At 47.8% G+C, this 24,892-nt stretch carries 20 protein-coding genes and 1 pseudogene; 18 read left to right on the top strand and 3 right to left on the bottom strand.

Annotated elements, in window-relative coordinates; all coding sequences use genetic code 11:
• Nucleotides 1-87: 87 nt before the first annotated feature.
• The 6 genes from HQN90_RS14890 to HQN90_RS14865 all read left to right on the top strand — a co-directional run bounded on the left by HQN90_RS14890 (nucleotide 88) and on the right by HQN90_RS14865 (nucleotide 9,057).
• The gene (locus HQN90_RS14890; RefSeq protein ID WP_173219913.1) at nucleotides 88-1,833 is read left to right on the top strand and encodes a sensor histidine kinase; all 1,746 of its coding nucleotides are present in this window, start codon (nucleotides 88-90) and stop codon (nucleotides 1,831-1,833) included.
• A gap of 7 nt (nucleotides 1,834-1,840) precedes the next feature.
• Complete coding sequence (locus HQN90_RS14885; RefSeq protein WP_173219910.1) at nucleotides 1,841-3,397, top strand: response regulator; 1,557 nt, start codon at nucleotides 1,841-1,843, stop codon at nucleotides 3,395-3,397.
• Nucleotides 3,398-3,550: 153 nt separating this feature from the next.
• Nucleotides 3,551-4,219, top strand: a complete 669-nt coding sequence (locus HQN90_RS14880) for an ABC transporter ATP-binding protein (protein WP_173220217.1) — start codon at nucleotides 3,551-3,553, stop codon at nucleotides 4,217-4,219.
• A complete protein-coding gene (locus tag HQN90_RS14875; protein WP_173220215.1) occupies nucleotides 4,209-5,243 on the top strand; it encodes an efflux RND transporter periplasmic adaptor subunit in 1,035 nt (344 codons plus the stop codon). Before HQN90_RS14880 ends, HQN90_RS14875 begins: the two co-directional genes overlap by 11 nt.
• Before the next feature lie 20 nt (nucleotides 5,244-5,263).
• The gene (locus HQN90_RS14870) at nucleotides 5,264-8,173 is read left to right on the top strand and encodes an ABC transporter permease (RefSeq protein ID WP_173219907.1); all 2,910 of its coding nucleotides are present in this window, start codon (nucleotides 5,264-5,266) and stop codon (nucleotides 8,171-8,173) included.
• A gap of 2 nt (nucleotides 8,174-8,175) precedes the next feature.
• Nucleotides 8,176-9,057: an ABC transporter ATP-binding protein gene (locus HQN90_RS14865; protein ID WP_173219904.1), complete on the top strand. Its 882-nt coding sequence runs from the start codon at nucleotides 8,176-8,178 to the stop codon at nucleotides 9,055-9,057.
• 202 nt (nucleotides 9,058-9,259) lie between these two features.
• Here HQN90_RS14865 and namA read toward each other — a convergent pair whose 3' ends face one another.
• On the bottom strand, nucleotides 9,260-10,264 hold the full coding sequence (gene namA, locus HQN90_RS14860; protein WP_173219901.1) for an NADPH dehydrogenase NamA: 1,005 nt from the start codon (nucleotides 10,262-10,264) through the stop codon (nucleotides 9,260-9,262).
• A gap of 167 nt (nucleotides 10,265-10,431) precedes the next feature.
• Between namA and HQN90_RS14855 the strand changes: the two genes are divergently transcribed.
• The 4 genes and pseudogenes from HQN90_RS14855 (at nucleotide 10,432) to HQN90_RS14840 (ending at nucleotide 14,884) form a co-directional block, all read left to right on the top strand.
• The gene (locus HQN90_RS14855) at nucleotides 10,432-11,727 is read left to right on the top strand and encodes a homocysteine synthase (RefSeq protein WP_173219898.1); all 1,296 of its coding nucleotides are present in this window, start codon (nucleotides 10,432-10,434) and stop codon (nucleotides 11,725-11,727) included.
• A gap of 209 nt (nucleotides 11,728-11,936) precedes the next feature.
• Nucleotides 11,937-12,708: pseudogene (locus HQN90_RS14850) on the top strand (M15 family metallopeptidase); the annotation flags it as partial.
• 178 nt (nucleotides 12,709-12,886) lie between these two features.
• The gene (locus HQN90_RS14845; RefSeq protein WP_173219895.1) at nucleotides 12,887-13,906 is read left to right on the top strand and encodes a Gfo/Idh/MocA family protein; all 1,020 of its coding nucleotides are present in this window, start codon (nucleotides 12,887-12,889) and stop codon (nucleotides 13,904-13,906) included.
• A gap of 33 nt (nucleotides 13,907-13,939) precedes the next feature.
• Nucleotides 13,940-14,884: an AraC family transcriptional regulator gene (locus HQN90_RS14840; protein ID WP_173219892.1), complete on the top strand. Its 945-nt coding sequence runs from the start codon at nucleotides 13,940-13,942 to the stop codon at nucleotides 14,882-14,884.
• Between the two features lie 90 nt (nucleotides 14,885-14,974).
• Here HQN90_RS14840 and mtnA read toward each other — a convergent pair whose 3' ends face one another.
• The gene (gene mtnA / locus HQN90_RS14835; RefSeq protein ID WP_173219889.1) at nucleotides 14,975-16,078 is read right to left on the bottom strand and encodes an S-methyl-5-thioribose-1-phosphate isomerase; all 1,104 of its coding nucleotides are present in this window, start codon (nucleotides 16,076-16,078) and stop codon (nucleotides 14,975-14,977) included.
• Nucleotides 16,075-17,301, bottom strand: a complete 1,227-nt coding sequence (mtnK, locus tag HQN90_RS14830) for an S-methyl-5-thioribose kinase (RefSeq protein ID WP_173219886.1) — start codon at nucleotides 17,299-17,301, stop codon at nucleotides 16,075-16,077. Before mtnK ends, mtnA begins: the two co-directional genes overlap by 4 nt.
• Before the next feature lie 212 nt (nucleotides 17,302-17,513).
• On the opposite strand from mtnK, the gene HQN90_RS14825 reads away from it, so the two are divergent.
• The 8 genes from HQN90_RS14825 (at nucleotide 17,514) to sufB (ending at nucleotide 24,335) form a co-directional block, all read left to right on the top strand.
• Complete coding sequence (locus tag HQN90_RS14825) at nucleotides 17,514-17,963, top strand: Dps family protein (RefSeq protein ID WP_173219883.1); 450 nt, start codon at nucleotides 17,514-17,516, stop codon at nucleotides 17,961-17,963.
• A 90-nt stretch (nucleotides 17,964-18,053) separates the two neighbouring features.
• The gene (locus HQN90_RS14820) at nucleotides 18,054-18,224 is read left to right on the top strand and encodes a hypothetical protein (RefSeq protein WP_158082389.1); all 171 of its coding nucleotides are present in this window, start codon (nucleotides 18,054-18,056) and stop codon (nucleotides 18,222-18,224) included.
• A gap of 132 nt (nucleotides 18,225-18,356) precedes the next feature.
• Nucleotides 18,357-18,926, top strand: coding sequence for a DUF1802 family protein (locus HQN90_RS14815; RefSeq protein ID WP_173219880.1), 570 nt, complete (start codon nucleotides 18,357-18,359; stop codon nucleotides 18,924-18,926).
• A 164-nt stretch (nucleotides 18,927-19,090) separates the two neighbouring features.
• The gene (gene sufC, locus HQN90_RS14810) at nucleotides 19,091-19,921 is read left to right on the top strand and encodes a Fe-S cluster assembly ATPase SufC (RefSeq protein ID WP_079421178.1); all 831 of its coding nucleotides are present in this window, start codon (nucleotides 19,091-19,093) and stop codon (nucleotides 19,919-19,921) included.
• A 14-nt stretch (nucleotides 19,922-19,935) separates the two neighbouring features.
• Nucleotides 19,936-21,231 (top strand): Fe-S cluster assembly protein SufD, encoded by a 1,296-nt coding sequence (gene sufD, locus HQN90_RS14805; RefSeq protein ID WP_173219877.1) that lies wholly within the window; start codon nucleotides 19,936-19,938, stop codon nucleotides 21,229-21,231.
• Nucleotides 21,228-22,454 (top strand): cysteine desulfurase, encoded by a 1,227-nt coding sequence (locus HQN90_RS14800; RefSeq protein ID WP_173219874.1) that lies wholly within the window; start codon nucleotides 21,228-21,230, stop codon nucleotides 22,452-22,454. The genes sufD and HQN90_RS14800 overlap by 4 nt, the downstream gene beginning before the upstream one ends.
• Nucleotides 22,441-22,875 carry a Fe-S cluster assembly sulfur transfer protein SufU gene (gene sufU, locus HQN90_RS14795; protein ID WP_173219871.1) on the top strand — a complete coding sequence of 145 codons (435 nt, stop codon included), beginning with the start codon at nucleotides 22,441-22,443 and terminating at the stop codon, nucleotides 22,873-22,875. Before HQN90_RS14800 ends, sufU begins: the two co-directional genes overlap by 14 nt.
• A 62-nt stretch (nucleotides 22,876-22,937) precedes the next feature.
• Nucleotides 22,938-24,335 (top strand): Fe-S cluster assembly protein SufB, encoded by a 1,398-nt coding sequence (gene sufB / locus HQN90_RS14790; RefSeq protein ID WP_173219868.1) that lies wholly within the window; start codon nucleotides 22,938-22,940, stop codon nucleotides 24,333-24,335.
• Nucleotides 24,336-24,892: the final 557 nt, after the last annotated feature.

The following is a 24,892-nucleotide window of genomic DNA, read 5'->3' as shown; positions in this document are numbered from 1 at the left end:
TCGATCCTCTCTTTTATTTTGTATCTTTTTTCCAAAAGATAGTTTTATAATAAGGTTACTACCCATGTATGAATGCAAAGGTGATTTATGCCATCGCTATATTCAGTTCTATTTAAGCGCTTTCAAATTCGCGTGTTTTTGTACTTGCTGCCGGTAACGGCACTTCCGCTTGTTCTCGTCATCTCATTATTTAACCATCAGTTCGCTGAATACAGCGAGAAAACGCAAATGTCTCAAGTGAACCAGACGCATGATCAGCTGTTGTTGAAAATGACACAGGAACTGCGTTTTACTGCTGAAACCACGCATCGCAGCGCAATGGACTATGGCATCATCCGTTATGCGAAACTGACAGATTCTGCAGCAAATGTGAAAGAACTCAAAGAATTGACTACTTATGCCAACAGCCTGCTCTCTGAACAAAGGCAGAGAAGCCAATACGTGGAGCAGGTATGCTTGACGTTACATGCAACGAACCGAACACTTTGCGCCCAAAGCTCGGAAGGAACGGAAGGTCTGGCTGCGCGCCTCAGTGGCCCCTACAAAAGCTTTGAGCCTTTGGCAGTGGAAAACAGCAAATCCAAAGGTTATTTATTGACCTATACGGAGCCAATAACGGATAAGATTAGCCTGCAAGAACTCGGCAAGGTAACGAGCTGGTTCAATATGAGCAAGTTGTGGAATGAGACATTGGTGAAAACCTCCAATCAAGGCTATGCTCTGATCGATCCGCAGCAGCGAGTGGTGTATCGGGATGGTGTGTATCGCGGAGATGAGTTTCAGGGGAAAAAGCCTGGCGATGATGTCCTGCAAGCAGATCACAACGTCATTTATTCCATGAAGCATGTGGATGTAGGCGCAGGGATGCTGTGGAAGTCTTATTATGAAGTACCTCAATCGGCAGCCTCATTTCCCTATTATCACATAGGGCTCTTCTTGTCAGCTACACTGCTTTTCCTTTTGTGCTTGGGCAGTTCTTTTCTTTTTGGAACCTATGTATCCAAGCCTTTGAATGTTTTGAAAATGCTGATGAATCGAGCGGAGCTCGGCGATTTGAGAGCCTACTGGACCAGCAAAAGCTCCAAGGAATGGATGCAGCTGGGTGACAGCTACAATCAGATGTTGAATCGGTTGGAGGATTTGATCAAGCAGGTGAAAAGGGAAGAGTCTTTGAAGAAGGAAGCGGAGATGGAGGCGCTCCATTATCAATTGAATCCGCATTTTCTTTACAATACGCTGAATACGATAAAATGGGTGGCGAAAATTCATAAAACGCCGCAGATTTCTGAGGTGGTCAGTGCGCTGGTTCGCTTGCTGCAAGCAAGCCTTGGCAAAAAGGGAGAGTTTATTCCTCTTCGGGAAGAGCTAAGCCTTATCCATGACTATATGGCCATTCAGAAGTTTCGATATGGGGATCGAATTCAAGTGGAAACGGAGGCTGATGCGTTGACTCTGGGGTGTTTAGTTCCGCGAATGCTGCTTCAGCCGCTTGTCGAAAACGCGATTATTCATGGGATTGAGCCAGCGAAACGAGAAGGCGTAATCAGGATTCGAACGTGGCTGGACCGAGATCTTTTGTTCTGCCAAGTGGAAGATAACGGGATCGGGATGCAGGTGAAAGAGGGCAGCTCAGGCTGGAACGCCATCCATGACTTGGGTGAATCACAAGCGGGCAAGATGCGGAGAGAACGGATGAGCGGAATTGGCCTTTCTCATATTCGCGAGAAAATTAAATTGTATTATGGCCCCCAATTCAAAATGCATATTGGAAGCAATCCGGGTGAAGGGACTACGATCCGCATGTCGCTCCCAATCCATCAAGAAGAGGAGTGAAGCTTAGATGAATGTGCTCGTGGTGGATGACGAACCGATTATTCGTCTAGGTTTACGTACGCTGGTGGACTGGGAGGCGAACGGATTTACGTATGCAGGAGATGCCGAGGATGGTCTGGAAGCTTGTGAGCTGCTGGATGCCTTGAACATAGATATCATCATTACGGATCTGATCATGCCGCGAATGGACGGATTAGCTCTCATCCGAACATTGAAAGAGCGGAATCGGCCGATCAGTGCTGTTGTACTTAGCTGCATGGATGACTTCACTTATGTGAAGGAAGCGATGAAGCTGGGAGCCAAAGATTATATGCTCAAACCAACGATGGAGCCGGAGTCGCTGCTTGAAATTCTGCGGGTAGTTAAGCAGGATTTGGAACTGCTGCACAAGGAAAGAAAGGAGCTGCAGAGCAGACAGCAGGAGCTGGAATCTACCAAGCTCATGCAGCTGTCGGCGAAGCTGCAGGTTTATATTCATACCGAACAAGGGGAGCCGGAGCTCCAGACGGCCTTGTTCGGTGCAGGAGAAGCCAGCAGCCTGGTCAGTCTGCTGCTGGATACAGGCTCCAGCGCGGCCGAGGCCGACTGGCGCTGGACCGGCTGCCTGGCGGCGCTGCCGCTGGCCGCCGGCAGTGTGCTGCTGCTCGTTCCCGCAGCAGCGCAGGAACCAGGCGACGACGCAGACGCCGTCGTCTATGCCGCAGCCGCGGCGCTGGAGCGCGCCGCGAAGGTCCGGCTGCCGCAGGCGCCGGACTGGTTCATCGGAGCCGGCGTCATCATCCGCCGGCTCGCGCAAGTGAAGCCAGCCGCGGCGCTGCACGCGCGGCAGCGGCTCGAGCGATTCTACAGCAATGGCTGGAATCGCCTGATCTTGCAAGCGCCGGATGCCGCGAGCCGGCAAGCTTCGCTGCCGTATGACATCCGCAGCGACTTGCTGCGCTGTATCGTTCACGATAACAGCGAGGGATATTTGCATCATGCGGAAGAGCTGTGCCGCAGATTGAAGGAGCAACGCCCGGATAAGGAGAAAGTGGTCTCCTTTATCCAAGAGCTGCTTGCCCTTGCTGCTGGCTACGCGCGCGAGCGCGGCTGTGCGGACATTGAACGTTATGAAGAAACGTTCGTTTACAGCAATGCGCTGAACGCTTGCAGCCGTTTTGAACAAGTGAAAGAACTACTGCTCCAAGCGATGAGAATGCTGATGGACAGCCGCTGGGCAGCAGGCAAGGAGCACCGGCATCGCTCGAACAACCCATTTATCCGTAAAGTGATGACCTATATGAGGGACAACTATGCCTCTCCGATCAGTACTTCCGATATGGCTGATCATGTCAGGCTGAGCCGCAGTTATTTAAGCGATTTATACAGCAAAGAGGTGGGGGAGTCGCTCAGTGAAACTTTGACCCGAATCCGCATGGAGGAAGCGAAGCAAAGACTGCGAACAGGTGAGATGAAAGTATATGAAGTGGCAGAGGCCGTTGGTTTCCCGGATGCCAAAACATTTGCCAAGACATTTAAGCGGGTGGTCGGCTGCTCGCCGAAAGAGTTTGAGAAGCCGATATAGGCACCTAACAAATAGACACCATATCCAACATGGACTGTCTATTTTTTTATCGCCTTTGGGTTTACATTTAGAAATAAGTTCATCCGAGCAGGAACAAACAGTAGGCTGATAAAAGAGGTGCTGACGTTGAAAAAGCAGGAAGATCAAGTACCGATGGTGCAGGCCATCGGGGTTACGCGTGTTTTTGGGAAAGGAGCTGGCGCCGTTCATGCGTTGAAGGGAGCGCATTTAAGCATTCCTAGGGGCAGACTTGTCGCGCTGCGCGGAAGATCAGGCTCCGGCAAAACTACGCTGCTGAATATATTAGGGGCACTCGACCATCCTTCGGAGGGTGCTGTTTATTTAGAAGGGCTTGAGATCAGCAGCTTGCCCGAATCTAAGCGTAATGAAGTCAGACGCGAGCAGATTGGACTCATCTTTCAATCCTTTGCCCTTGTGCCTTATATGTCGGCTTATGAGAATGTGGAATTTGGCTTGCGCATATCCGGAATTCACCCCAATCAATTCAAAAAGCTGGCGGAAGAAGCGCTTGATTTCGTGGGGCTGAAAGCCCGCATGAAGCATCGTCCATATGAGCTTTCAGGGGGAGAGCAGCAACGGGTAGCGATTGCCAGGGCGATAGCGCACAAACCGAAATTGATTTTGGCAGATGAGCCTACAGCGGAATTAGACAGCCGAATGGGTCTCCAAGTGCTGAAATTATTTAAGGATTTGGTGCAAGCAGGGATGACGATTATTATGACAACGCATGATTTGGCGATTATGGAAATTGTAGATGAAGTGTATGCATTGGAGGATGGTACCATTGTCGATGAAGGTTAATAAATTCGCTTCAGCTCTTGCTCTGCTAACAGGCGTTGTGTTCATACTTACCGGATGCTCACTGCTGCCTCGAGAGGAGGGGGCCCTGAAGCCGCCTTTAGTCAAACCCGTGAAAGAAAACTTTGAGCTGTATGAAGTAAAGAAAGGCAATTTGACCAAAAAAGCAAGCTTGGTAGGAACGTTCAAGTCGAGTCAAACAACCAACTACTATTTCAAAGAATCGGATCATCGTTTGAAAGCGATGCACATTAAGCTGGGGGATACGGTTAAGCCTGGCGATGTTCTGGCGGAATTGGAAGTGGGAGATCTGGAAACGCGAATCGCGCTGCAGAAGTTAAATCTGGAAAAAGCACAGATTGCAAGCCTGCAAACACAACAAACGGATCCCAATCAAACCTATGAGGCCCGCTTGAAAAAGATTGATGTGGAGGCTGCGCAGCTTCAATTGTCCTCCCTTCAGGAGCAATTGGGGAAGACAAGGCTCAAGGCTGACAGGGCGGGCATCGTTACCTATGTAACGGATATGCAGGAAGGAAGTGTTGTGGAAGCTTTCGGGACCCTCGTAACGCTTTCAGATCCGAATAAACTGCAATTATCTTATGAATCATCGGACAGCGGGGCACTCACAGGTATTGAGGTTGGCATGAATGTGGATGTGAAAATCGGAAATTCCGATAAGATCGTTCAAGGCAAGGTTTTGCAAACGCCTTCAAGCGCTCCGCTGACGACCAATAAAGCACTCGCGGAAAGAAATGCGAAGACGATTATCGCTTCGGTTCCGGAGGGCACAGAAGCGGTGCAAATCGGCGGCTCCGGCGACATGACTATTATTATTGAGAAACATGACAATGTTCTGGTTATTCCGAGAACAGGTCTTCGCAGTTATTTAGGGAGAGATTATGTGCAGGTGCTAGAAGGTGAAAGCCGCAAGGAAATTGATGTTGAGAAGGGGCTTGTCACACCGACAGAAGTGGAAATCCGCACTGGACTTAAGGAAGGTCAGAACGTTATTTTAAACAACTAACACTGTTTAGGAGGATTGCAATGGCTTTATTTCTGATGATTCTCCGTAAAATGGTCAAAAACCGCTGGTTGGAGCTTAGCCTTTTAGTCGGGCTCATCATTTCGGTTGCGCTCGCCAGCTCCATGCCGATCTACACCCATGCCATTTTGCAGCGCATGCTGATTAAGGATTTGGAAGTCGGGCAAACGGATACGAAGCAATATCCTGGACAAGTGTACACCTATACGTATTTCATGGAAGAAGCGGAAAAGGGGAGTATTAACAACCGGCTTCTGGCGGAAACAGATGCTTATTTGGTCGAGCAAAGCAAGAAGTTCGGTGTGCCTGTGCTTCTTTCTGCGATTTCGCGCAATACGATGCCTTTCGAGCTTACCCCAAGCGATCCCGCTAAAATAGATCCCAAAGTGAACCGTACCGCTGGACTGACGGCGATGTCGGATTTGGATCAGCATATCCGTATTGTAGACGGTATTGCCCCCGCTTCTGAACCGGTGAATGGTGTATATGAAGCATGGGTTTTTCCAGAATTGTTGACGCAATTCAAAATCGTACTCGGCAGCGAATTTACGATTGCCAGCAAGGATCTGAAGCAGCCTATTCGCATTAAGCCAGTTGCTGTCATTGATCGTTCCGATTACGCGGATTTGTATTGGACGAATAATATGAACGATCTGCGATCGAAACTATTTATTCCATATCCGCTGTTTGAGAAGGATTTCATAGCGAACAATACGTTCAAAAACTTATTTTCCTACATGACGATTGTCCTTGATTATCATCAACTAAAATTAGAAGGGATAGGGACGTATACCCAGGCGAATGAGCGATTGGACACCTTTTTAAGCAACAATTTCAATACGTATACGCTCAAAAACCCTGCCATCGCAACGCTGAAATTGTATGGAGAGAAAGAAAAGAAGCTCCGGACAATGCTCTGGTCCCTTAATGTGCCCGTTAGTATTTTGCTTGCTTTCTACTTATTCATGGTGGCTAATCTGATTACGGATCGGCAGAAGACAGAAATCGCTGTGCTGCGAAGTCGAGGAGCCAGTCGCTTGCAAATTGTGTTTGGCTATGTCGTAGAAGGTGTCTTATTAGGCAGTGTGGCCTTGCTTATTGGTCCTTTTCTGGGCCTCGAGTTAACCAAAATATTGGGGGCTTCCAATGGTTTTCTTGAATTCGTCCAGCGTGCTTCCATGGAAGTTAAGCTGAATCAAGAGGCCTATCAGTACGCGTTCTTTGCGGTTATTGCCTCCGTGTGCATGACACTGATACCCGCTGTTCTGGCTACGCGTGCTACCATTGTTGGGCATAAACAAACGATGGCGCGGAAGAGCAAGCATTCTTTTATTCATAAAACGTTTCTGGATGTGATCCTATTATCCGTCTCCATCTATTTATTGCAAAGCTTTAATCGACGCATGAGTGATCTGGTCTCACTGGGCCTAGATTCCATGGATATGAAAGTGGATCCTCTGCTTTTCCTTGTGCCTGCCTTATTCATATTCGCTATGGGCTTATTCCTGCTGCGTATTTATCCTTGGGTCATTCAATTGATCTATCTGATGGGTCGAAAATGGTGGCCACCCTATTTGTATTCCACGCTGCTGCAGGTCGGCAGATCCACGACACAATATCAGTTCATTATGCTTTTTATCATTATGACCTTGGCTACAGGTTTGTTTAGCGCAAGTGCGGCTCGCACGATGAACAAGAACATTGAAGAGAAGATCCGTTATAAGAATGGGGCGGATATCGTTCTGCAGACGAAATGGGAGAATGATGCGCCTCCGCCGCAATCAGCGCCGGCCAGCGGTTTTGGAGAAACCGAGAAAACCCAGCAGCCCCTAGTCAAAAAGCGCGTACAATATACGGAACCTCCGTTCCTTCCTTTCACACAGCTAACGGGAGTGGCATCAGCGGCACGGGTGTTTCAGAAAAAGGATGCCGTTATCACCTTGGGCAAAGAATCCCGTCAAACCCGGTTAATGGGCATTGATTCGGATGAATTTGGTCAAACGGCTTGGCTTCGCGATCATCTATTGGATCATCATTTCAATGACTACTTGAACCTGCTTGCGTCCAATTCGAAGGCTGTGCTTATTTCTAAATCCGTTGCTGATGAAATGGGAGCCTCGGTGGGGGATGTCGTTCAACTGGGGTGGGATGGGGTGGAAGGCGCTACGTTTATTGTTTATGGGATCATTGATTACTGGCCAAGCTGGAATCCCAATCCAATCTTAACATCAGCCTCCGTTTCGGGAAGCAGTTCTTCAAGCTCTGGCAAGCAGGTGAGGGCGGACGCGCCGAAGATCGTTATCGGGCATCTTTCCTACATTCAAAACAACATGGCTGTGGAGCCCTATGATGTCTGGTTAAAGCTGAAGCCTGACACAACAAGCCAAGCTTTGTATGATGAACTGGTGCTGAAACATATGTCTGTCGAAAATATGACCGATACGAAACAAATGCTGATCCGCACCAAAAACGATCCGTTTCAGCTGGCTGTGAACGGTGTGATGACGCTTGGTTTTTTGATAGCCATCGGCATCAGCTTTATCGGGTTTCTTCTGTACTGGGTGTTGTCGTTGTCTGGTCGGATTTTGCAATTTGGGGTATTCCGGGCGATGGGGATTTCGTTTGGCCAGCTAATTGGCATGCTTATTGCCGAACAGCTGTTAACTTCTGGCGCTGCCGTGCTCATTGGTATGATGACGGGTACCACGGCCAGCCGATTATATGTGCCATTATTCCAATTAACATTCGACTCATCGAGTCAGGTGCCGCCTTTCCAAGTCAGCTTTGATCCGAATGATCAATGGCATCTGTACGTCATTGTTGTAGTAATGATCGGCACAGGTCTTCTGCTTCTCGGTACGATGATGTCCAGAATCAAGATTCATCAAGCTGTTAAGCTTGGGGAGGATTAAGCATGATTCATTGTGAGAATTTAGTTAAAATTTATAAAGCTGCTGACATTGAAGTCGTTGCCCTGCAAGGGCTTGACCTCCACATTGCGGAGGGAGAGCTGATGGCGATTATCGGGAACAGCGGCAGCGGGAAATCGACATTATTGAACATGCTGGGAGGATTGGATCGACCTTCGGCTGGCAATTTGCATGTGGATGGGAAAGATTTGCTGAAGTTTAAGGAATCCGATCTGGTCAAGTATAAAAGAGAGACGGTTGGCTTCGTCTGGCAAAATAATGCGCGCAACCTGATTTCTTATCTGACAGCCTTGGAGAATGTGGAGCTGCCGATACTCCTGCAGGGACGGCGCAAGCGTCTGCGTGCTTTGGAGCTGCTGGAAGCTGTGGGCTTGAGCCACCGCAGAAACAACAGGCTGAATCAGCTCTCAGGCGGTGAGCAGCAGCGGGTGGCGATTGCGATTGCCCTTGCGAATCAGCCGAGGCTGCTGCTGGCGGACGAACCGACGGGCTCCGTGGATACGAAGATGGCGAACCAGATTCTCGACCTGTTCCGTGAACTGAACCGCACCTTTGGTTTAACCGTTGTCATTGTCACGCATGATCCTTTGCTGGCTAAGAAAGTAGACCGTGTCGTTGCTATTCGTGACGGCAAAACCTCCTCAGAGATATTAAGACGCAAATCTTATCAGGAGGAGCTGCTGGAAATGGAACAAGGCATTATTGCTGAGGGAGATTCACATGTGGAATATGCGGTTGTCGATAAAGCAGGCCGCTTGCAAATCCCGGCAAATTTGCTGGAATCCATCGGCGCCTCCGGTACGAACAAAGTTCGTGTTGCCATGGAAGATGGACGCATCGTCCTTCTTCCTCCGGAGAAATCGTAATGGGTTGTGTCGACAAGCTGAGCCAGCCGAAAAGGCCGGCTCAGCAGGGGAAAAGCATCGAACCTGCTCTGAGCCTGCCGAGAAAAGGCAGTCTCAAGCGCCAAAGAAGGCTGCTACCCCGCATATGTAGGCTGAGCCAGGCAAAAAGGCAGCCTCAGAAAGCTGCCTTTTGCAGTTTTATAAAAAACTGCCTAGCCTAACATCACCAACCGCGCGTATAAGGAATTGGCGCTTCTAATTCGGCGTGCAATCTGACCGCTGCTGTCCGTGGCCAATAAGGATCTCGCAGCAAAGCTCTGCCGATGAAGACAAGATCGGCTCGTTCGTTCCGGAGAATTTCTTCCGCCTGTTCAGGCTCTGTGATGAAGCCTACCGCACCCACGGCAATGTTAGCCTTGGCGCGGATTTCTTCGGCGAAAGGCACTTGATAGCCTGGATAGGTTGGCGGAACAACAGGGAATGTCCCTCCGGAGCTGACGTCGATGAGATCAACGCCCAATTCTTTCAGCTTTGCGGCGAAATAAGCGTGATCCTGCGGGGTAAGCCCGCCTTCTAAATATTCATGCGCAGAGATGCGCACAAAAAGCGGGCCGTCCCACCGCTTTTTCACAGCGGCAATAACGTCGTTTAAGAATCGGAAACGCCCTTCGAGGTCGCCGCCATACGCATCCTTCCGCAGATTGATAAGCGGGGATAGAAACTGGTTGATGAGATAGCCATGTGCAGCATGAATTTCAATGACATCAAATCCAGCCTGTTTGGCACGATGCGCAGCGTCGCCGAACGCTGTAATAGTCTCTTGAATTTGCTCAAGCGTAGCTTCATCCGGTGTTTTGAAGGTGTCGGAGAAAGGAATGGCCGAAGGAGCGATAATGGGCGTATCCAATACAGCTTTACGACCTGCGTGTGCAAGTTGAATACCAATATGCGAGCCTTGACCGTGAACGGAATCAACAACACGCTGCAACCCGGCAACTTGGGTGTCATCCCATATGCCCAGATCTCGGGGAGATATTCGCCCTTGGGCTGTAACGGCGCTAGCTTCCACGATAATGAGGCCAACCTGACCAACGGCACGCGTCGCATAGTGAACATAGTGCCAATCTTTGACTTCGCCGGAGTCGTCCGAGGCATACATGCACATTGGTGACATAACGATCCGATTTTTGAGGGTAACCTCTTTAATGGTATAGGGCTGAAATAGCATGCAAACACGTCCGATCTAAAATGGTTTAGAAAAATATGCCAATGTGATATATTGACTAGGACTGGATGTTTCCTTTAAAATAATTGTATACTATTCCAGTAGGAATTATCAAGTATAAAGAGGCGCCAGCGAAATCATGATACTTTTATCCTAGGAGGCATGTTTAAATGTCAGGTTCAGAACGCCAGTACTTACCGGAAACACTCGCAATTCATGCAGGTCAAGTCGTTGATCCAACAACGAATTCAAGGGCTGTCCCGATTTATCAAACGACATCCTATGTATTTAATGACACGGATCATGCGGCGAATTTGTTTGCACTGAAAGAGTTTGGCAATATTTATACGCGTATTATGAACCCAACGACGGATGTTTTCGAGAAAAGGATTGCCGCACTGGAAGGTGCTCCAGCAGCACTAGCTGTTGCTTCCGGGCAAGCAGCAATTACGTTCTCGATCTTGAACATTGCTGAAGCAGGCGATGAGATTGTTGCGGCGTCATCTTTGTATGGCGGAACTTATAATTTATTTGCAAATACGCTGCCTAAGCTGGGGGTTAACGTAAAATTCGTTGATCCGAGCAATCCGGAAAATTTCCGTGCTGCCATTACCGACAAGACCAAAGCGCTCTATGCAGAGTCGATCGGCAACCCTAAGGGCGACATTCTGGATATTGCAGCTGTAGCAGCGATCGCTCATGAGAATGGCATTCCACTAATTATTGACAATACGTTCCCAAGTCCCTATCTGCTTAGACCAATTGAACATGGAGCCGACATTGTTGTTCACTCTGCAACGAAGTTCATTGGCGGGCACGGAACGACGATTGGCGGCGTCATTGTGGATGGCGGGAAGTTCGACTGGGCTGCAAGCGGCAAATTCCCAGGTCTGACGAAACCGGACCCAAGTTATAACGGCGTTGTATATACAGATGCTGTTGGCCCAATTGCCTATATCATCAAAGCACGCGTGCAATTGCTTCGTGATCTAGGGGCATCGCTTTCTCCGCAAAGCGCATTCTTATTGCTTCAAGGACTGGAAACGCTGCATTTGCGCATGGAACGTCACAGCTCGAACGCGCTTAAAGTCGCTCAGTATTTAGAGGCGCACGAGAATGTCGAGTGGGTTAGCTATGCCGGTTTAGAAAGCCATCCTTCCTATAAGCTTGCACAGAAATATTTGCCAAAAGGTCAAGGCGCTATTCTTAGCTTCGGAATCAAAGGCGGCGTAGAAGCGGGCAAAAAGCTGATCCACTCTGTGGAGCTATTCTCCCATTTGGCGAATGTCGGCGATTCCAAATCATTAATTATTCATCCTGCCAGCACGACACATTCCCAGTTGAATGAGCAGGAACAGGCATCCGCTGGTGTATCTCCGGGACTTATTCGCCTGTCCGTAGGGACAGAAGCGATTGAAGATATCATTTACGATTTAGAGCAAGCGATTGCGGCTAGTCAAGCTTAAACGGCTGAGGTCAATACGAACTACGTCAAAACTTGAATCCTCACACCAATACGCATAAAATATGAGAAGGCTGCGATCTAGGCGCAAAACCTATTTGGCAGTCTTTTTTATTTTTAAATCTGCGATTTGTTCTTTGCAACTTTTGCGGCGGGTTTAAAGTCTATTTCATGTGTAAGTTTTTACAACGTTGAGGAGGCAGATTGTAGATCATGAATCAAACAATGAAGTATTCGCTGGCCATACTTTTGGCGCTAACCATAGTAACAGGGTGCAGCAACAAGGCGGAAGTCACACCAACTGTCAGTCCGACAGAGAAAGAGAGCTCTAAGCCAGCCACAGGAACAGGGACTCCTTCCCCTACAACCAGTCCTGCTGCATCGGCCAAAACCACACCCAAACCGACATCGGGGGCTACGGCTGCACCAACGGGCTCGCAGGCACCACCGAAGAGTGGAGCAGTTCAGGTTATCGCTAAGCCGGAAAGTGTCACGGTGTTAGTGAATAAACAAAATTCGCTGCCTTCCAGCTATGAGCCGACGGACTTGGTTTATCCCGATATCCCTTTTGTATTTGCAGAAAAAATAGAAAAACGGAAAATGCGCAGCACGGCTGCAGGTGCGATTGAAAAGCTTTTTGCTGGCGCGGAAAAGGATAATATCCACCTTTCCGGCGTTTCGGCCTACCGCTCTTTCGCCACGCAGAAATCCGTCTTCCAGCGGTATGTCCTGAAAGATGGCGAAGAGAAAGCGAAAACGTACAGCGCTGTTCCTGGTACGAGTGAGCATGAAACGGGACTGGCGATTGATGTCACAGGCAGTGACGGCAAATGTGCAGCCGAAGATTGCTTTGGCGGGACGAAGGAAGCGAACTGGCTTGAAAAGCATGCGGCGGAATATGGATTTATTATCCGTTATCCGAAAGGAAAAGCGGATATTACCGGTTATCAGTACGAGCCATGGCACATTCGTTATGTGGGAGTGGATGTTGCCAAAGAGATTGCCGCCAAGAAGGTAACGATGGAAGAATTTTATAACGCAGTCCCGGTTACCAAGTAGAAGTTGATGTCGCTATATTGCACCCTGATGTGTCGCTAATTCGAAATTTATCAACCTGCCTTGTCATGATACAATGAAACCAAGTCACTTATTTGGAGGATACTATGATAAAAGTAGCGATGTTAAGCTTTTGGCATGTACATGCAGGGGATTATGCGAAACAAGTAACGGAACATGCAAATACGGAGATTGTTGCCGTATGGGATGAGCTCCCGGCAAGAGGACAACAGGAAGCTGAGAAGCGTGGTGTTCCCTTCTATGAGGATTTGGGTGAACTGCTGGCCAATCCGGAAATTGATGCGGTTGTCATCGATACGCCAACGAACTTGCATCGCGAGGTCATGGTTGCTGCTGCGAAGGCAGGTAAACATATTTTTACTGAGAAAGTGATTGCTCCGACCTTGAAGGAAGTGAATGAGATTCTGGATGCCGTGAATGAAGCAGGCGTGACGTTAACAGTTTCGCTGCCTCGTTTGAATTCAGCTTCTACACTCGCAATTCAAGAAATTGTGGAGAAGGAGCTGCTAGGCACGCTCACCCTGGTTCGCACGCGCTTATCCCATAATGGCGGGATTTCCACCGAGTCTAATCCGAATGGCTGGTTGCCGGAGCATTTCTACAATGCTGAGCAATGCGGCGGCGGAGCGTTAATTGATTTAGGTTGTCATCCGATGTATTTAACACGTCTGCTGCTTGGACTTCCAGAAGCTGTAAGCGCTTCTTACGGGTATGTAACGGGGAGAGAAGTTGAGGATAATGCCGTTGCGACGCTTCAATATGCGAACGGGGCGATTGGGGTTGTGGAAGCAGGATTTGTTAACGCTTTTTCACCATTTGTCATTGAAGTTCACGGTACGGATGGCAGTGTGCTCTATTCAGAACATGATGGAAGAGTCTTGATTCGTTCCAATAAGCTTGCTGAGACAAATGGCCAATGGACCGCCTATGAGAATTGGCCGGCGGAAAGAATCTCTGCATTTGATCAATGGGTCAGCCATATCCAAAATGGAACTAAAGCGGAAACCAATATTCAGCTTGCTGTCGATTTAACGAAATTGATGGAAGCCGCCAACCAATCCGTTGCTAAGAAACAACAGATTCGTGTTGATTCCTTAACGCAATAATTGTTTCGCTCAGACAGGGAGGATGTTCATCTTATGAGTCAGCCATTCTATTTTGAACCCATGCTCGAAAATCCGACGGCCTTAGATCGTTTAGATTTGAGCTTCCGATGGGGCTCCTATGGTCTCAGGGTATTGCGCTGCCATCTGACATCCTTCCCTGCAGGAACAATTATCGATTTTCATCATCATTCTGAATTTGAAATTCATTACATCCCCTATGGAAAAGGCAGCGTGAACCTAGATGGTGTCACGCATGCCTTGCAGGAGGGGATGCTTTACGTTACAGCACCTGGAGTGAGCCATCGTCAGGAAGCGGACAAGGGCGAGGAAATGGGCGAGCTCTGCTTGCATGTGGATATTGTCAAGTTGACGGAAGAAGATCAAAGTGAGTTGACCAATGCGTGGGGGGAAGCTTGGGAAATTGCTGAAGCGGATGCTTGCATCCGTCAATTAGGCGAGCTTCCTCATGTTCCTGCTTTGGACCGTCAGGAAGCAATGAAATGTTTTCTTGTCGCCTACGAAGCATGGCGCAGCAATCAACTTGGGCAATACACCATCATCAAGCAGTCTATCGTACAGATGCTTTTACGGACAGTAGGTGCTTATAAAGCTGATCCGCACGGTTTAAACTTGCCTGCCCGCGATATGAAGAGCTACCGTTATCAGCTGGCGATCCAGTTTATTGAAGACAACTACCGGCGTCCATTAACGCTGGAGCTGGTGGCAGAACGAGTTCAAATCAGCTCAAGGCAGCTTCAGCGTATTTTCAAGGAACAGGCAAATCTCTCGTTTAGTGAATATTTAGAGCAAGTTCGTTTAAAGCATGTTTGCAATGAGCTGCTTCAAACCTCGCTAACACTAGAGAAAATTGCTGAAAGCAACGGCTTCGCCTCCAGTAATTATTTACATTATGTTTTCAAAAAAGCGCATGGCGTTACCCCCAACCGATTTCGGGATAAGGGTTTGCTGCAAGGGTGAAAACGTCATGAGGGATAGAACAAAAAACCTTTCATTCCACTTACTGTGGTTTGAAAGGTTTTTTTACTTACTGTGGGAGCTGCCCGAGCTTTACTCAAAAAGCTTGCGCAGATTTTCGGTATAAGGGGCTTGTACGATTCCTTTTTCAGTAATAATAGCTGTTACATATTCGTTAGGCGTCACGTCGAAAGCCGGGTTAAATACTTTCACGCCTTTTGGTGCTGTGCGTTTGCCGAAGCCTTGGGTGATCTCGTCTTCGTGACGTTCTTCAATCGGAATGTCTCCGCCTGTTGGCGTGTTTAAATCAATTGTGGAAAGCGGGCTCGCCACGTAGAAAGGAATTCCGTGGGCTTTGGCCAGCACGGCCACGCTGTAGGTGCCGATTTTGTTGGCTACGTCTCCGTTAGCCGCGACACGGTCGGTGCCTACGATGACGGCTTGAATCCAGCCCTTGGACATGACCGCGCCAGCCATGTTGTCGCAGATCAGCGTCACGTCGACGCCGGCTTGCTGGAGTTCGAAGGCCGTCAGCCGTGCGCCTTGCAGCACGGGCCGGGTCTCGTCGGCGAACACTTTGATGTTCAAGCCTTGTTCTTTGGCCAAGTAGAACGGCGCTAACGCTGTGCCATACTTGGCTGTCGCCAAACCGCCGGCGTTGCAGTGCGTCAGCACGCCGAAGCCGTCCTCGAACAGCGTTAACGCATGTTCGCCGATACGGCGGTTCGTCTCCTCGTCCTCCGCTTGAATCTTCTGCGCTTCGTCCAGGAGCGCTTCCTTGAAGGCAGCCGGGCTAACGCCCTCGGCTGCCAATCTTCCCGCATGCGCTCTGATGCGATCGAGCGCCCAGAACAAGTTCACCGCTGTCGGACGGGACGTCGCCAGATAGTCGGCTTGCTTCTGGACTTCCGCCAGAAGCCCCTCCACCGGAGCATCCACTTCACGGATGCCGAGATATACCCCATACGCGGCGGCGATGCCGATGGCTGGCGCGCCGCGGACTTTCAAGTGCTGGATCGCTTCCCACACCTGTGGGGCTGTTTCCAGCGGCAAATAAACGATTTCTTCCGGCAGCAGCCGTTGATCTAACAGATCAAGCTGCTGGCCGTTCCAGCGCAAGGATTGCAAAGCCCCTTGAATTTCCTGGTTTTCAGCCCCTGTGTTGGGCGATTCGATGTTGTTGTTTGTGTTTGTCATAGCGCAAATCCTCTTTCTACAGCTGATTCTTGGGTCACGATGGCAATAAGCTCATCGATAGAAGTTACTTGGCGATTGATGCGAATGAGCGCTTTGCCTGTATTTAATGCCAAACGCTGTGCTCGCTCCCTAGCCGCAGCATCTTCGATTTTATCAATATCGGCGACATGCGCCAGTCCGACAATACGGCGGACCATTTTGGCACCTGTGAAACCGACTGTGTCTTGAAGCAGATTAGTTAAGAAATAATCTTGGTAACCGGCCGTTTGGAAAACGCGATCTACGCCATGCTCGTTCCACAAGGCGCGGAAGTTCGCTTCGAAATGTGTCCAAACGTCTTTGACTGTTTGCAATAAATAGCTGCGATAAGCAGCGCGGCTCTCGTCATCCTTGCTCCAGCCTTCTTGCCCAGCGAAATTGAGGATAAGGTTAGCCAGCACAGCGCCAATATCGAATCCCATAGGTCCATAATAAGCGAATTCTGGATCGATGACTTTGGTTGAATCGGGCTTGATGAAGATACTGCCTGTATGCAGATCGCCATGGAGAAGGGCTTGCGCGCTGGTCAAAAATTTCTGGCGAAGAATCGCCACTTCAAGATGAAGCGCATGGTCAGTCCAAAGCTGTTCAGCAGCATCCCGAATCTGAGCTTCGATATTGTTCGTTTCCGCATCACGGTAAGGGTCGTCGAAGATCAGATCCTCCGTGATTTTGCAAAGCTCCGGATTGATGAACCGACCTTGCTGAATTTTTTTATCCTGCTGGTTTTTGCCCAAATCTGAGGTGAAGAATAATGTAGTAGCTAGGAAACGACCGATGTGCTCGGCAAAAAGCGGGTATTGGTTCCCTTCAATTAACCCTTTGCGCATAATAACATGGTCACTCAAATCTTCCATGACCGTTAGCGCAAGATCAGCATCATAGGCATATACATGAGGCACGAGATCCGGGTTCAGTGCTTCTTCAATCAGCAGCGCTTCACTTTCAATACGTGCACGATCCAGCGTTAACGGCCACGATTCACCGACAACTTTGGCATAAGGGAGAGCTTGCTTCAAAATGATACTTTTCCCAGTGGCCGTTTCGGATATGCGAAAAACGAGATTTAGGTTGCCGTCGCCAATTTCTTGGCTTTCAAGGTCAGCGCCCTCTTGAAATAAATGAGGAATTTGACGTGAGTACGCAATGGCTTGAACTTCCGTTAAAGGATGATAAGTGGACATATCGAAAGCCTCCTATGAGTCATTGGAATTAATTCCAACTAATTTACTGTGTATTAGTCATCTTTTCCTAGTATAAGGCAAAATGTTGCTGCATGAAATACAAACTTCGGAAATGTTGCATAATCTACATAAAAAAGTTGCTTCTAACGTAAATTAGCGTGTACAAGCATATTCGTCAGCAGTTCACCAAGACAACTAAGGAGGCTTTCATCATGAACACAACGCTAACACAATCCATCCCGGCTGTTCTCAATAAGCAAATTGCCAATTGGGGCTTGCTGTTTGTGAAGCTGCACAATTTTCATTGGTATGTAAAGGGCAATCAATTTTTCACGCTGCACGTTAAATTTGAAGAACTCTATAATGAAGCGGCTCTTCACGTGGATGAGCTTGCCGAACGGCTGCTAGCCATTGGCGGACAGCCAGCCGCTACGATGAAGGCGTACCTCGAGTTGTCGTCGCTTAAAGAAGCATCGGGAACCGAGACAGCGACGAAAATGGTCGAAGCGGTCATTGAAGATTTCACGATTCTTACCCAGGAACTGAAAGCAGGCATGCAAGCCTGTGAAGAAGTGCAGGATGAGACTACGTCGGACATGCTTTTGGCTATACAGACCTCTTTGGAAAAGCATCGCTGGATGCTGCAATCGTTCCTGGGCTAGTCCTCATTTACAAAATCTTCAATCTGAGCAAACATGTATCTGATAAAACAAGGCTATACTAAAAGCAAAACAGTTCCGGAGGCTATTGTCATGATGAAAATCCTGAATGTCCTGCTTGTTATGGCCGCATGCGCTTTTCTCCTCCTGATGGCTTTCGGTGCTGACACTCCATCTGAAACAGCGGATCCGAATCCGATGAAACAGAATCAGGATCAGTTTGCCCGAATCCAACATTCGTATTACGCAGAAACGTCAAAATAAAATAAATAGAAAGGGATGGCCTTTAGGGTCATCCTTTTCTTTTGTTTATGCTGACGCAGGCACTCGGTTTGTTTTGCTCCGCAAAATTCCTTATAATAAAAGGATTAATGTGGGGAACGAGGAGTTGGCGTCATGGGGAAACCAAAGGCCTTGAAAGAATGGGCATCGGCTGTTGAAGCTCTGGAAACGGGACAACAAATAGTTATTATGCGCAAAGGAGGTATTGCGGAGGAGACAAGAGATTTCCAAGTGGAATCAAATGATTTTTTTCTTTATCCGACGTATGAGCACCAGAGAAAGGAATTGCTGAAAGAAGCATACCGAGGCGTTATCGACGAGACATTAGCAGATTGGAGTGCGGAAGATACACACATCAGGCTAACCGCTTTTGCTCGGATGATGGAAGATATTGAAGTGAGCGATCAAGAACAATTGAATAAACTGTTTCCATTTCACATCTGGACGGAGAATTTCACGGACGAAAGATTAAAGTGGAAACGCAAAAATCCCCTGCATGTTATGCTGTTAAGAGTGTACCAATTGGAGCAGCCTTTGCTGATTCCAATCGAACAAGCCTATATGGGCTGCAAGTCATGGATTGAGCTGCAGGCAGACTTGCCGAACGATGCTTCGTTGGTTCCTGTTATAGGTGACGAGGAATTTGCCCGGCAAGTTTCTGAAATCAAGCAAGCTTTGGCGTAATATAAAGCAGCATTTTCAGAAAATGCTTGGTTTTTTAGCATAAGTGCCCTTTCTTGATTTGTCATAGTAAGTTATAATAGAATTATTCTAATGAGAATCAATGATAATCATTCTTTTTGATTGTCGTGTATCTAGTACATCTAAACATTATGGAGGCTTAAGAAATGGCGAATTCATCAACATTTACAATAGACGGTCTGAAAGCGAACGTCGAAGGAAAGGAAATTTTGAAAGGCCTTAGCTTGGAAATTAAGGGCGGAGAAATTCATGCCATCATGGGACCAAACGGTACAGGTAAAAGTACTTTGGCATCCGCGTTGATGGGTCACCCGAAATATGAAGTTACAGAGGGTTCCGTTACTCTAGACGGTGAAGACGTTCTGGAAATGGCTGTTGACGAGAGAGCACGCGCTGGATTGTTCTTAGCTATGCAGTATCCAAGTGAAATCACTGGCGTAACGAATGCTGACTTCCTGCGCAGCGCAATGAACGTTCGTCGTGGCGAAGGCAACGAAATTTCTTTGATCAAGTTTATCCGTCAAATGGAAGCGAAGATGAAACAACTTGAAATGAACCCAGAGTTCATGCACCGTTATTTGAACGAAGGTTTCTCCGGCGGTGAGAAGAAACGTAACGAAATTCTGCAAATGCTGTTGCTTGAGCCGAAATTCGTAATTTTGGATGAAATTGACTCCGGTCTTGATATCGATGCTTTGCGTATCGTAGCTGAAGGTGTGAATGCTATGCGCAGTGAAGACCGCGGTTTCTTGATCATTACGCATTACCAACGTTTGCTCAACTACGTTAAACCTGATTTTGTACATGTTATGATGCAAGGTCGTATCGTAAAATCCGGTGGTCCTGAGCTTGCTGAGCGTCTGGAAGCGGAAGGCTACGACTGGATCAAAGAAGAACTCGGCATCGTGGATGAAACCGTTGGTCAAGACGCGGAAGAATTCAAAGTTCCAATGAACACGACTGCGCCGAAGTACTAATCAGGAGGAATACCATGAGCACTCAAACAACACTTTCCATAGATTCTAACGCTGTCATCGAGCTCTCCCGCAGCAAGCAAGAGCCGGAATGGATGACTGCCCTTCGTACAGAAGGGTTAACGTTAGCGAATTCTTTGGAATTACCTGCACTAGAGAAAACAAGAATTGATCGTTGGAGCATTTCCTCCTACGGTTCCTATAAAACGCAAGCTCCTTTAACTTCCATAGATGCTTTGCCTGAAGTTGCCAAAGGTTTGGCTAACTCGGATAACTTGATTGTTCAACGCAACTCCGGGATCGTGTACAGCCAAGTTGCTGAAGAATTGAAAAAGCAAGGCGTCATCTTCACCGACCTGGAAACAGCGCTTCGCGATCACGCGGATCTGGTGAAGCCTTACTTCATGAAAGCGATCGAAGCGAACGAGAATCAGCTTACGGCGCTGCACGCAGCTCTTTGGAACGGCGGTATTTTCATCTATGTTCCCAAAGAAGTTCGTGTCGATATTCCGCTACAAGCTTTGTTTGTTACGGACGATGCAGAAGCCACATTTGCTCCTCACGTATTGATCGTTGCCGAGCAGTTCAGCTCCGTAACGTATGTAGATAACTATGTTTCTGCTCTGTCTGGAGCTCCATTGGTGCAAAACGGCGTCGTGGAAATTTTCCTAAAACCGGGCGCGCGCGTAAATTATGCGTCCATTCATAATTTGGAAGAATCCGTAACTGATCTGACTTACCGCCGGGCTGTCATTGATAATGATGCGAGCATGCAATGGGTAGTCGGAGAAATGAACTACGGCAACACCCTTTCAGATACAACGTCGATTCTTAAAGGCAAAGGCTCTGATTCCGATGCCAAAGTGATCTGTGTTGGTACACAAGAACAAAAGCTGAACCTGACAACACGCGCTGTTCATTGGGGGAAAGCTTCAACAAGCGATATGATTACTCGTGCCGTTATGAGAGATGGCGCAACCGCGATCATCAACGGAATTACCAAGATCGAAAAAGGCGCAACTGGCTGTAACGGTCAACAAACTGAGAAAGTGTTGATGCTCAGTCCCAAAGCGCGCGGCGACGCTAACCCGATCCTGTTGATTGATGAAGATGATGTTAAAGCGGGCCATGCAGCAAGCGTTGGTCAAGTAAATGCGGAGCAAGTTCATTACTTGATGTCCCGTGGTATTACGAAGGAAGAAGCTCAACGTCTAATCATTTACGGATTCCTGGCACCAGTCGTATCCGTTATTCCAATTAAGAGCGTTGAAGAACAGCTGCAAAGCTTAGTGGAGAGGAAGCTGGGACAATGAGACCTGCTGAGATACGTGAACTTTTTCCCATCCTAAAGCAAGAAGTGAACGGTCATCCTCTGGTGTACTTGGACAGCGCTGCAACTTCCCAGAAACCTATTCAGGTGATTGAAGCACTTAAGCATTACTATGAATGGGACAATGCGAACGTTCACCGCGGGGTTCATACACTAGGTTCTCGTGCCACGGATGCTTATGAAGGAGCAAGAGCTAAGGTTGCCAAATTCATAGGCGCTTCCAGTGAGCAGGAAATTATTTTCACTAGAGGCACAACGACAGCTATTAACATTGTGGCAAGCAGTTATGCGAGATCGATTCTGCGTGAAGGCGATGAAATCGTCCTCACGCCGATGGAGCATCACAGCAACCTGATCCCTTGGCAGCAAGCAGCCAAGGCGACAGGAGCCGTTCTCAAATATATTCCTTTACAGCCAGATGGCACGATTCTGCTTTCTGATGTTGAAAATGTGATTACGGATCGTACCAAAATCGTCTCGATCGTGTATGTCTCCAATGTGCTTGGCGTCATTAATCCCGTCAAGGAAATCGCCAAGATCGCTCACAAGCATGGCGCGAAGATTATGGTCGACGGTGCACAGAGCACACCTCACATGAAAGTGGATGTGCAGGATCTGGATTGTGATTTCTATGGACTTTCCGGACATAAAATGTGTGGCCCTACCGGAATCGGGGCATTGTATGGGAAGAAGGCCTTGCTTGAAAGCATGGAGCCCGTTGAGTTTGGCGGCGAGATGATTGATCATGTAGATTTGTATGAATCGACATGGAAGGAACTGCCTTGGAAGTTCGAAGGCGGAACACCCATCATCGCAGGTGCTGTTGGTCTTGGTGCTGCTATTGATTTTCTGCAGGAAGTCGGAATGGACACTATTTTTAAACATGATATAGAGTTAACGAATTATGCGATGGAACGTATGACGCAGATCGAAGATCTGGTTGTTTATGGGCCAACTCACAATCGTGCGGGGCTCGTAACATTCAATCTGGGCGATGTGCATCCACACGATGTAGCAACCGTTCTGGACGCGGAGGGAGTTGCTATACGTGCCGGCCACCACTGCGCTCAGCCATTGATGAGATGGTTAGAAGTAAGCAGTACGGCGCGCGCAAGCTTCTATCTCTATAATTCCGAAGAGGATATTGACCGTCTTGTGATGGCCTTACTAAAAACAAAGGAGTACTTCGGCCATGCAATTGGATGATTTATACCGTAGAGTGATTATGGATCACTATAAAACACCGCGCAACCGTGGGAAATTTGAGTCTGGCGAAGCCGTTACCATTGATTTGAACAATCCTACCTGCGGCGATAAAATTTCACTGCAAATGCAGGTGGAAGATGGTATCGTTAAGTTGGCAAAATTCACAGGTGAAGGCTGTTCGATCAGCTTATCCTCGGCATCCATGATGACGGATGCAGTCAAAGGCAAGACGATCGAAGAAGCGCTGAAGATGGCAGAAAATTTTTCTGGCCTAATGAAGGGCGAATCTGTAGAATTTGAATATGAAGATATAGAAGCATTATCGGGTGTGAATAAATTCCCTGCACGGATCAAATGTGCAACGCTGGCATGGAATGCGCTACGCAAAGGCATTGAACAATCCCAGAAGACCGATAACTAACGCGCAAGCGACGCATAGAGCAGCAATTCAAGCAATACCAAAGCACTAAGGAGGAATCAATCATGGCTAAACAAATGCCGGATCTCGAGGATTATAAATATGGTTTTAGAGATGAGCACAAATCGATTTTCCAATCGGGTAAAGGCTTAACTCGTGAAATCGTTGAAGAAATCTCCCGAATTAAAGGCGAACCGGAATGGATGTTGGAGTTCCGTCTGAAATCATTGGAGCAATTCTTCAAAATGCCGATGCCACGTTGGGGCGGCAACATGGATGATCTTGATTTTGACGATATCCAGTACTACGTAAGACCTTCTGAGAAGCAAGGTAAAACGTGGGAAGAAGTTCCTACAGAAATCAAAGAAACGTTCGACAAGCTGGGGATTCCAGAAGCGGAACAAAAGTTCCTTGCTGGTGTATCCGCACAATACGAATCTGAAGTTGTTTATCACAGCATGCAAAAGGAACTTGAAGACCAAGGCGTTATCTTCACAGATACGGATTCGGCGCTTCGTGAATATCCTGAACTGTTCAAACAATATTTCGGAACGATTATTCCACCAAGCGACAACAAATTCGCGGCGTTGAATAGTGCGGTATGGTCCGGTGGATCTTTCATTTACGTACCAAAAGGCGTGAAATGTGAAGTTCCTCTACAAGCATACTTCCGTATCAACTCCGAAAATATGGGGCAATTCGAGCGTACATTGATCATTACCGACGAAGAAAGCTTCGTGCATTACGTAGAGGGCTGTACAGCTCCTATTTACAGCACCAACTCCCTTCACAGTGCGGTAGTTGAGATTGTATGTCTCAAAAACTCCCGTGCTCGTTACACAACGATCCAAAACTGGGCACCTAACATCTACAACCTCGTTACCAAACGTGCGGTTGCCGAAGAAGGTGCTACAATGGAATGGGTTGATGGCAACATTGGATCCAAGCTGACCATGAAATATCCGGCAGTTGTGCTTAAAGGCCGCGGCGCTAAAGGGATGGTTCTTTCCATCGCAGTAGCGGGCAAAGGCCAGCACCAGGATGCAGGCGCCAAAATGACGCATCTGGCTCCGGATACAACATCAACGATCGTGTCCAAATCGATCTCCAAGCACGGCGGTAAAGTAACGTACCGTGGTCTCGCTTCCTTCGGACGCAACTCCCAAGGTTCCAAAGCGAACATCAAGTGCGATACGCTGATTCTGGATAACGAGTCCACGTCGGATACAATTCCTTACAATGAGATCATGAACGACAACATCACGTTGGAGCATGAAGCAACAGTATCCAAAGTTTCTGAGGATCAATTGTTCTACCTCATGAGCCGTGGTTTGACTGAGGCAGAAGCAACGCAAATGATCGTTATGGGCTTCATTGAGCCATTTACGAAAGAACTTCCAATGGAATATGCTGTTGAGATGAACCGTCTTATCAAGTTCGAGATGGAAGGCTCCATCGGCTAATCGATTAGACCATACAAAAACCTTCAGCTCCACGTTTTGGCGTGGTGTTGGAGGTTTTTTGTTGTTGGTTTAGATGTTGTTGGTTTAGATGTTGTTGGTTTAGATATTGTTGTTGGTTTAGATATTTAGATTTAGATTTGTTCTACTTGCTGCTGATCTGTAGGCGGGCGGCAAAGCCAGGTGGGAGGATCTGTCTGCTATGCCGCGGCAAGGTGGCAGCCGTTGGCTGCAGCAGCTTGAAAAGCCTGCAATTGTGCAGGCTTTTTCAGTAAAATCGCAAAAAAGGAAGAAATGCCTGCAATTGTGCAGGTATTTCTTCCTTTTTTGAGCTGAAAACGAAAATGAGCCTTAAATTGATGCATAATCGCAGGAATTTACCAATTTTCCACATGAATGGAGCTAAAAAGATGCACAATTGCATCTTTTTACTTACTCCCTCTGAAGCCCCCTAATTAGATTGGAGTCATCAATATGCAATAAGGTACAATATTGGTGAGGGGGAATGAGATATATGAAAAGCAATATCCTTTATGATGAGCAACGGATCAAGGTAGCTC

The sequence above is a fragment of the Paenibacillus alba genome, from assembly GCF_013204855.1.
GTDB classification, from domain to species: domain Bacteria; phylum Bacillota; class Bacilli; order Paenibacillales; family NBRC-103111; genus Paenibacillus_E; species Paenibacillus_E alba.
This window is presented reverse-complemented; position numbering and strand designations above follow the sequence as displayed.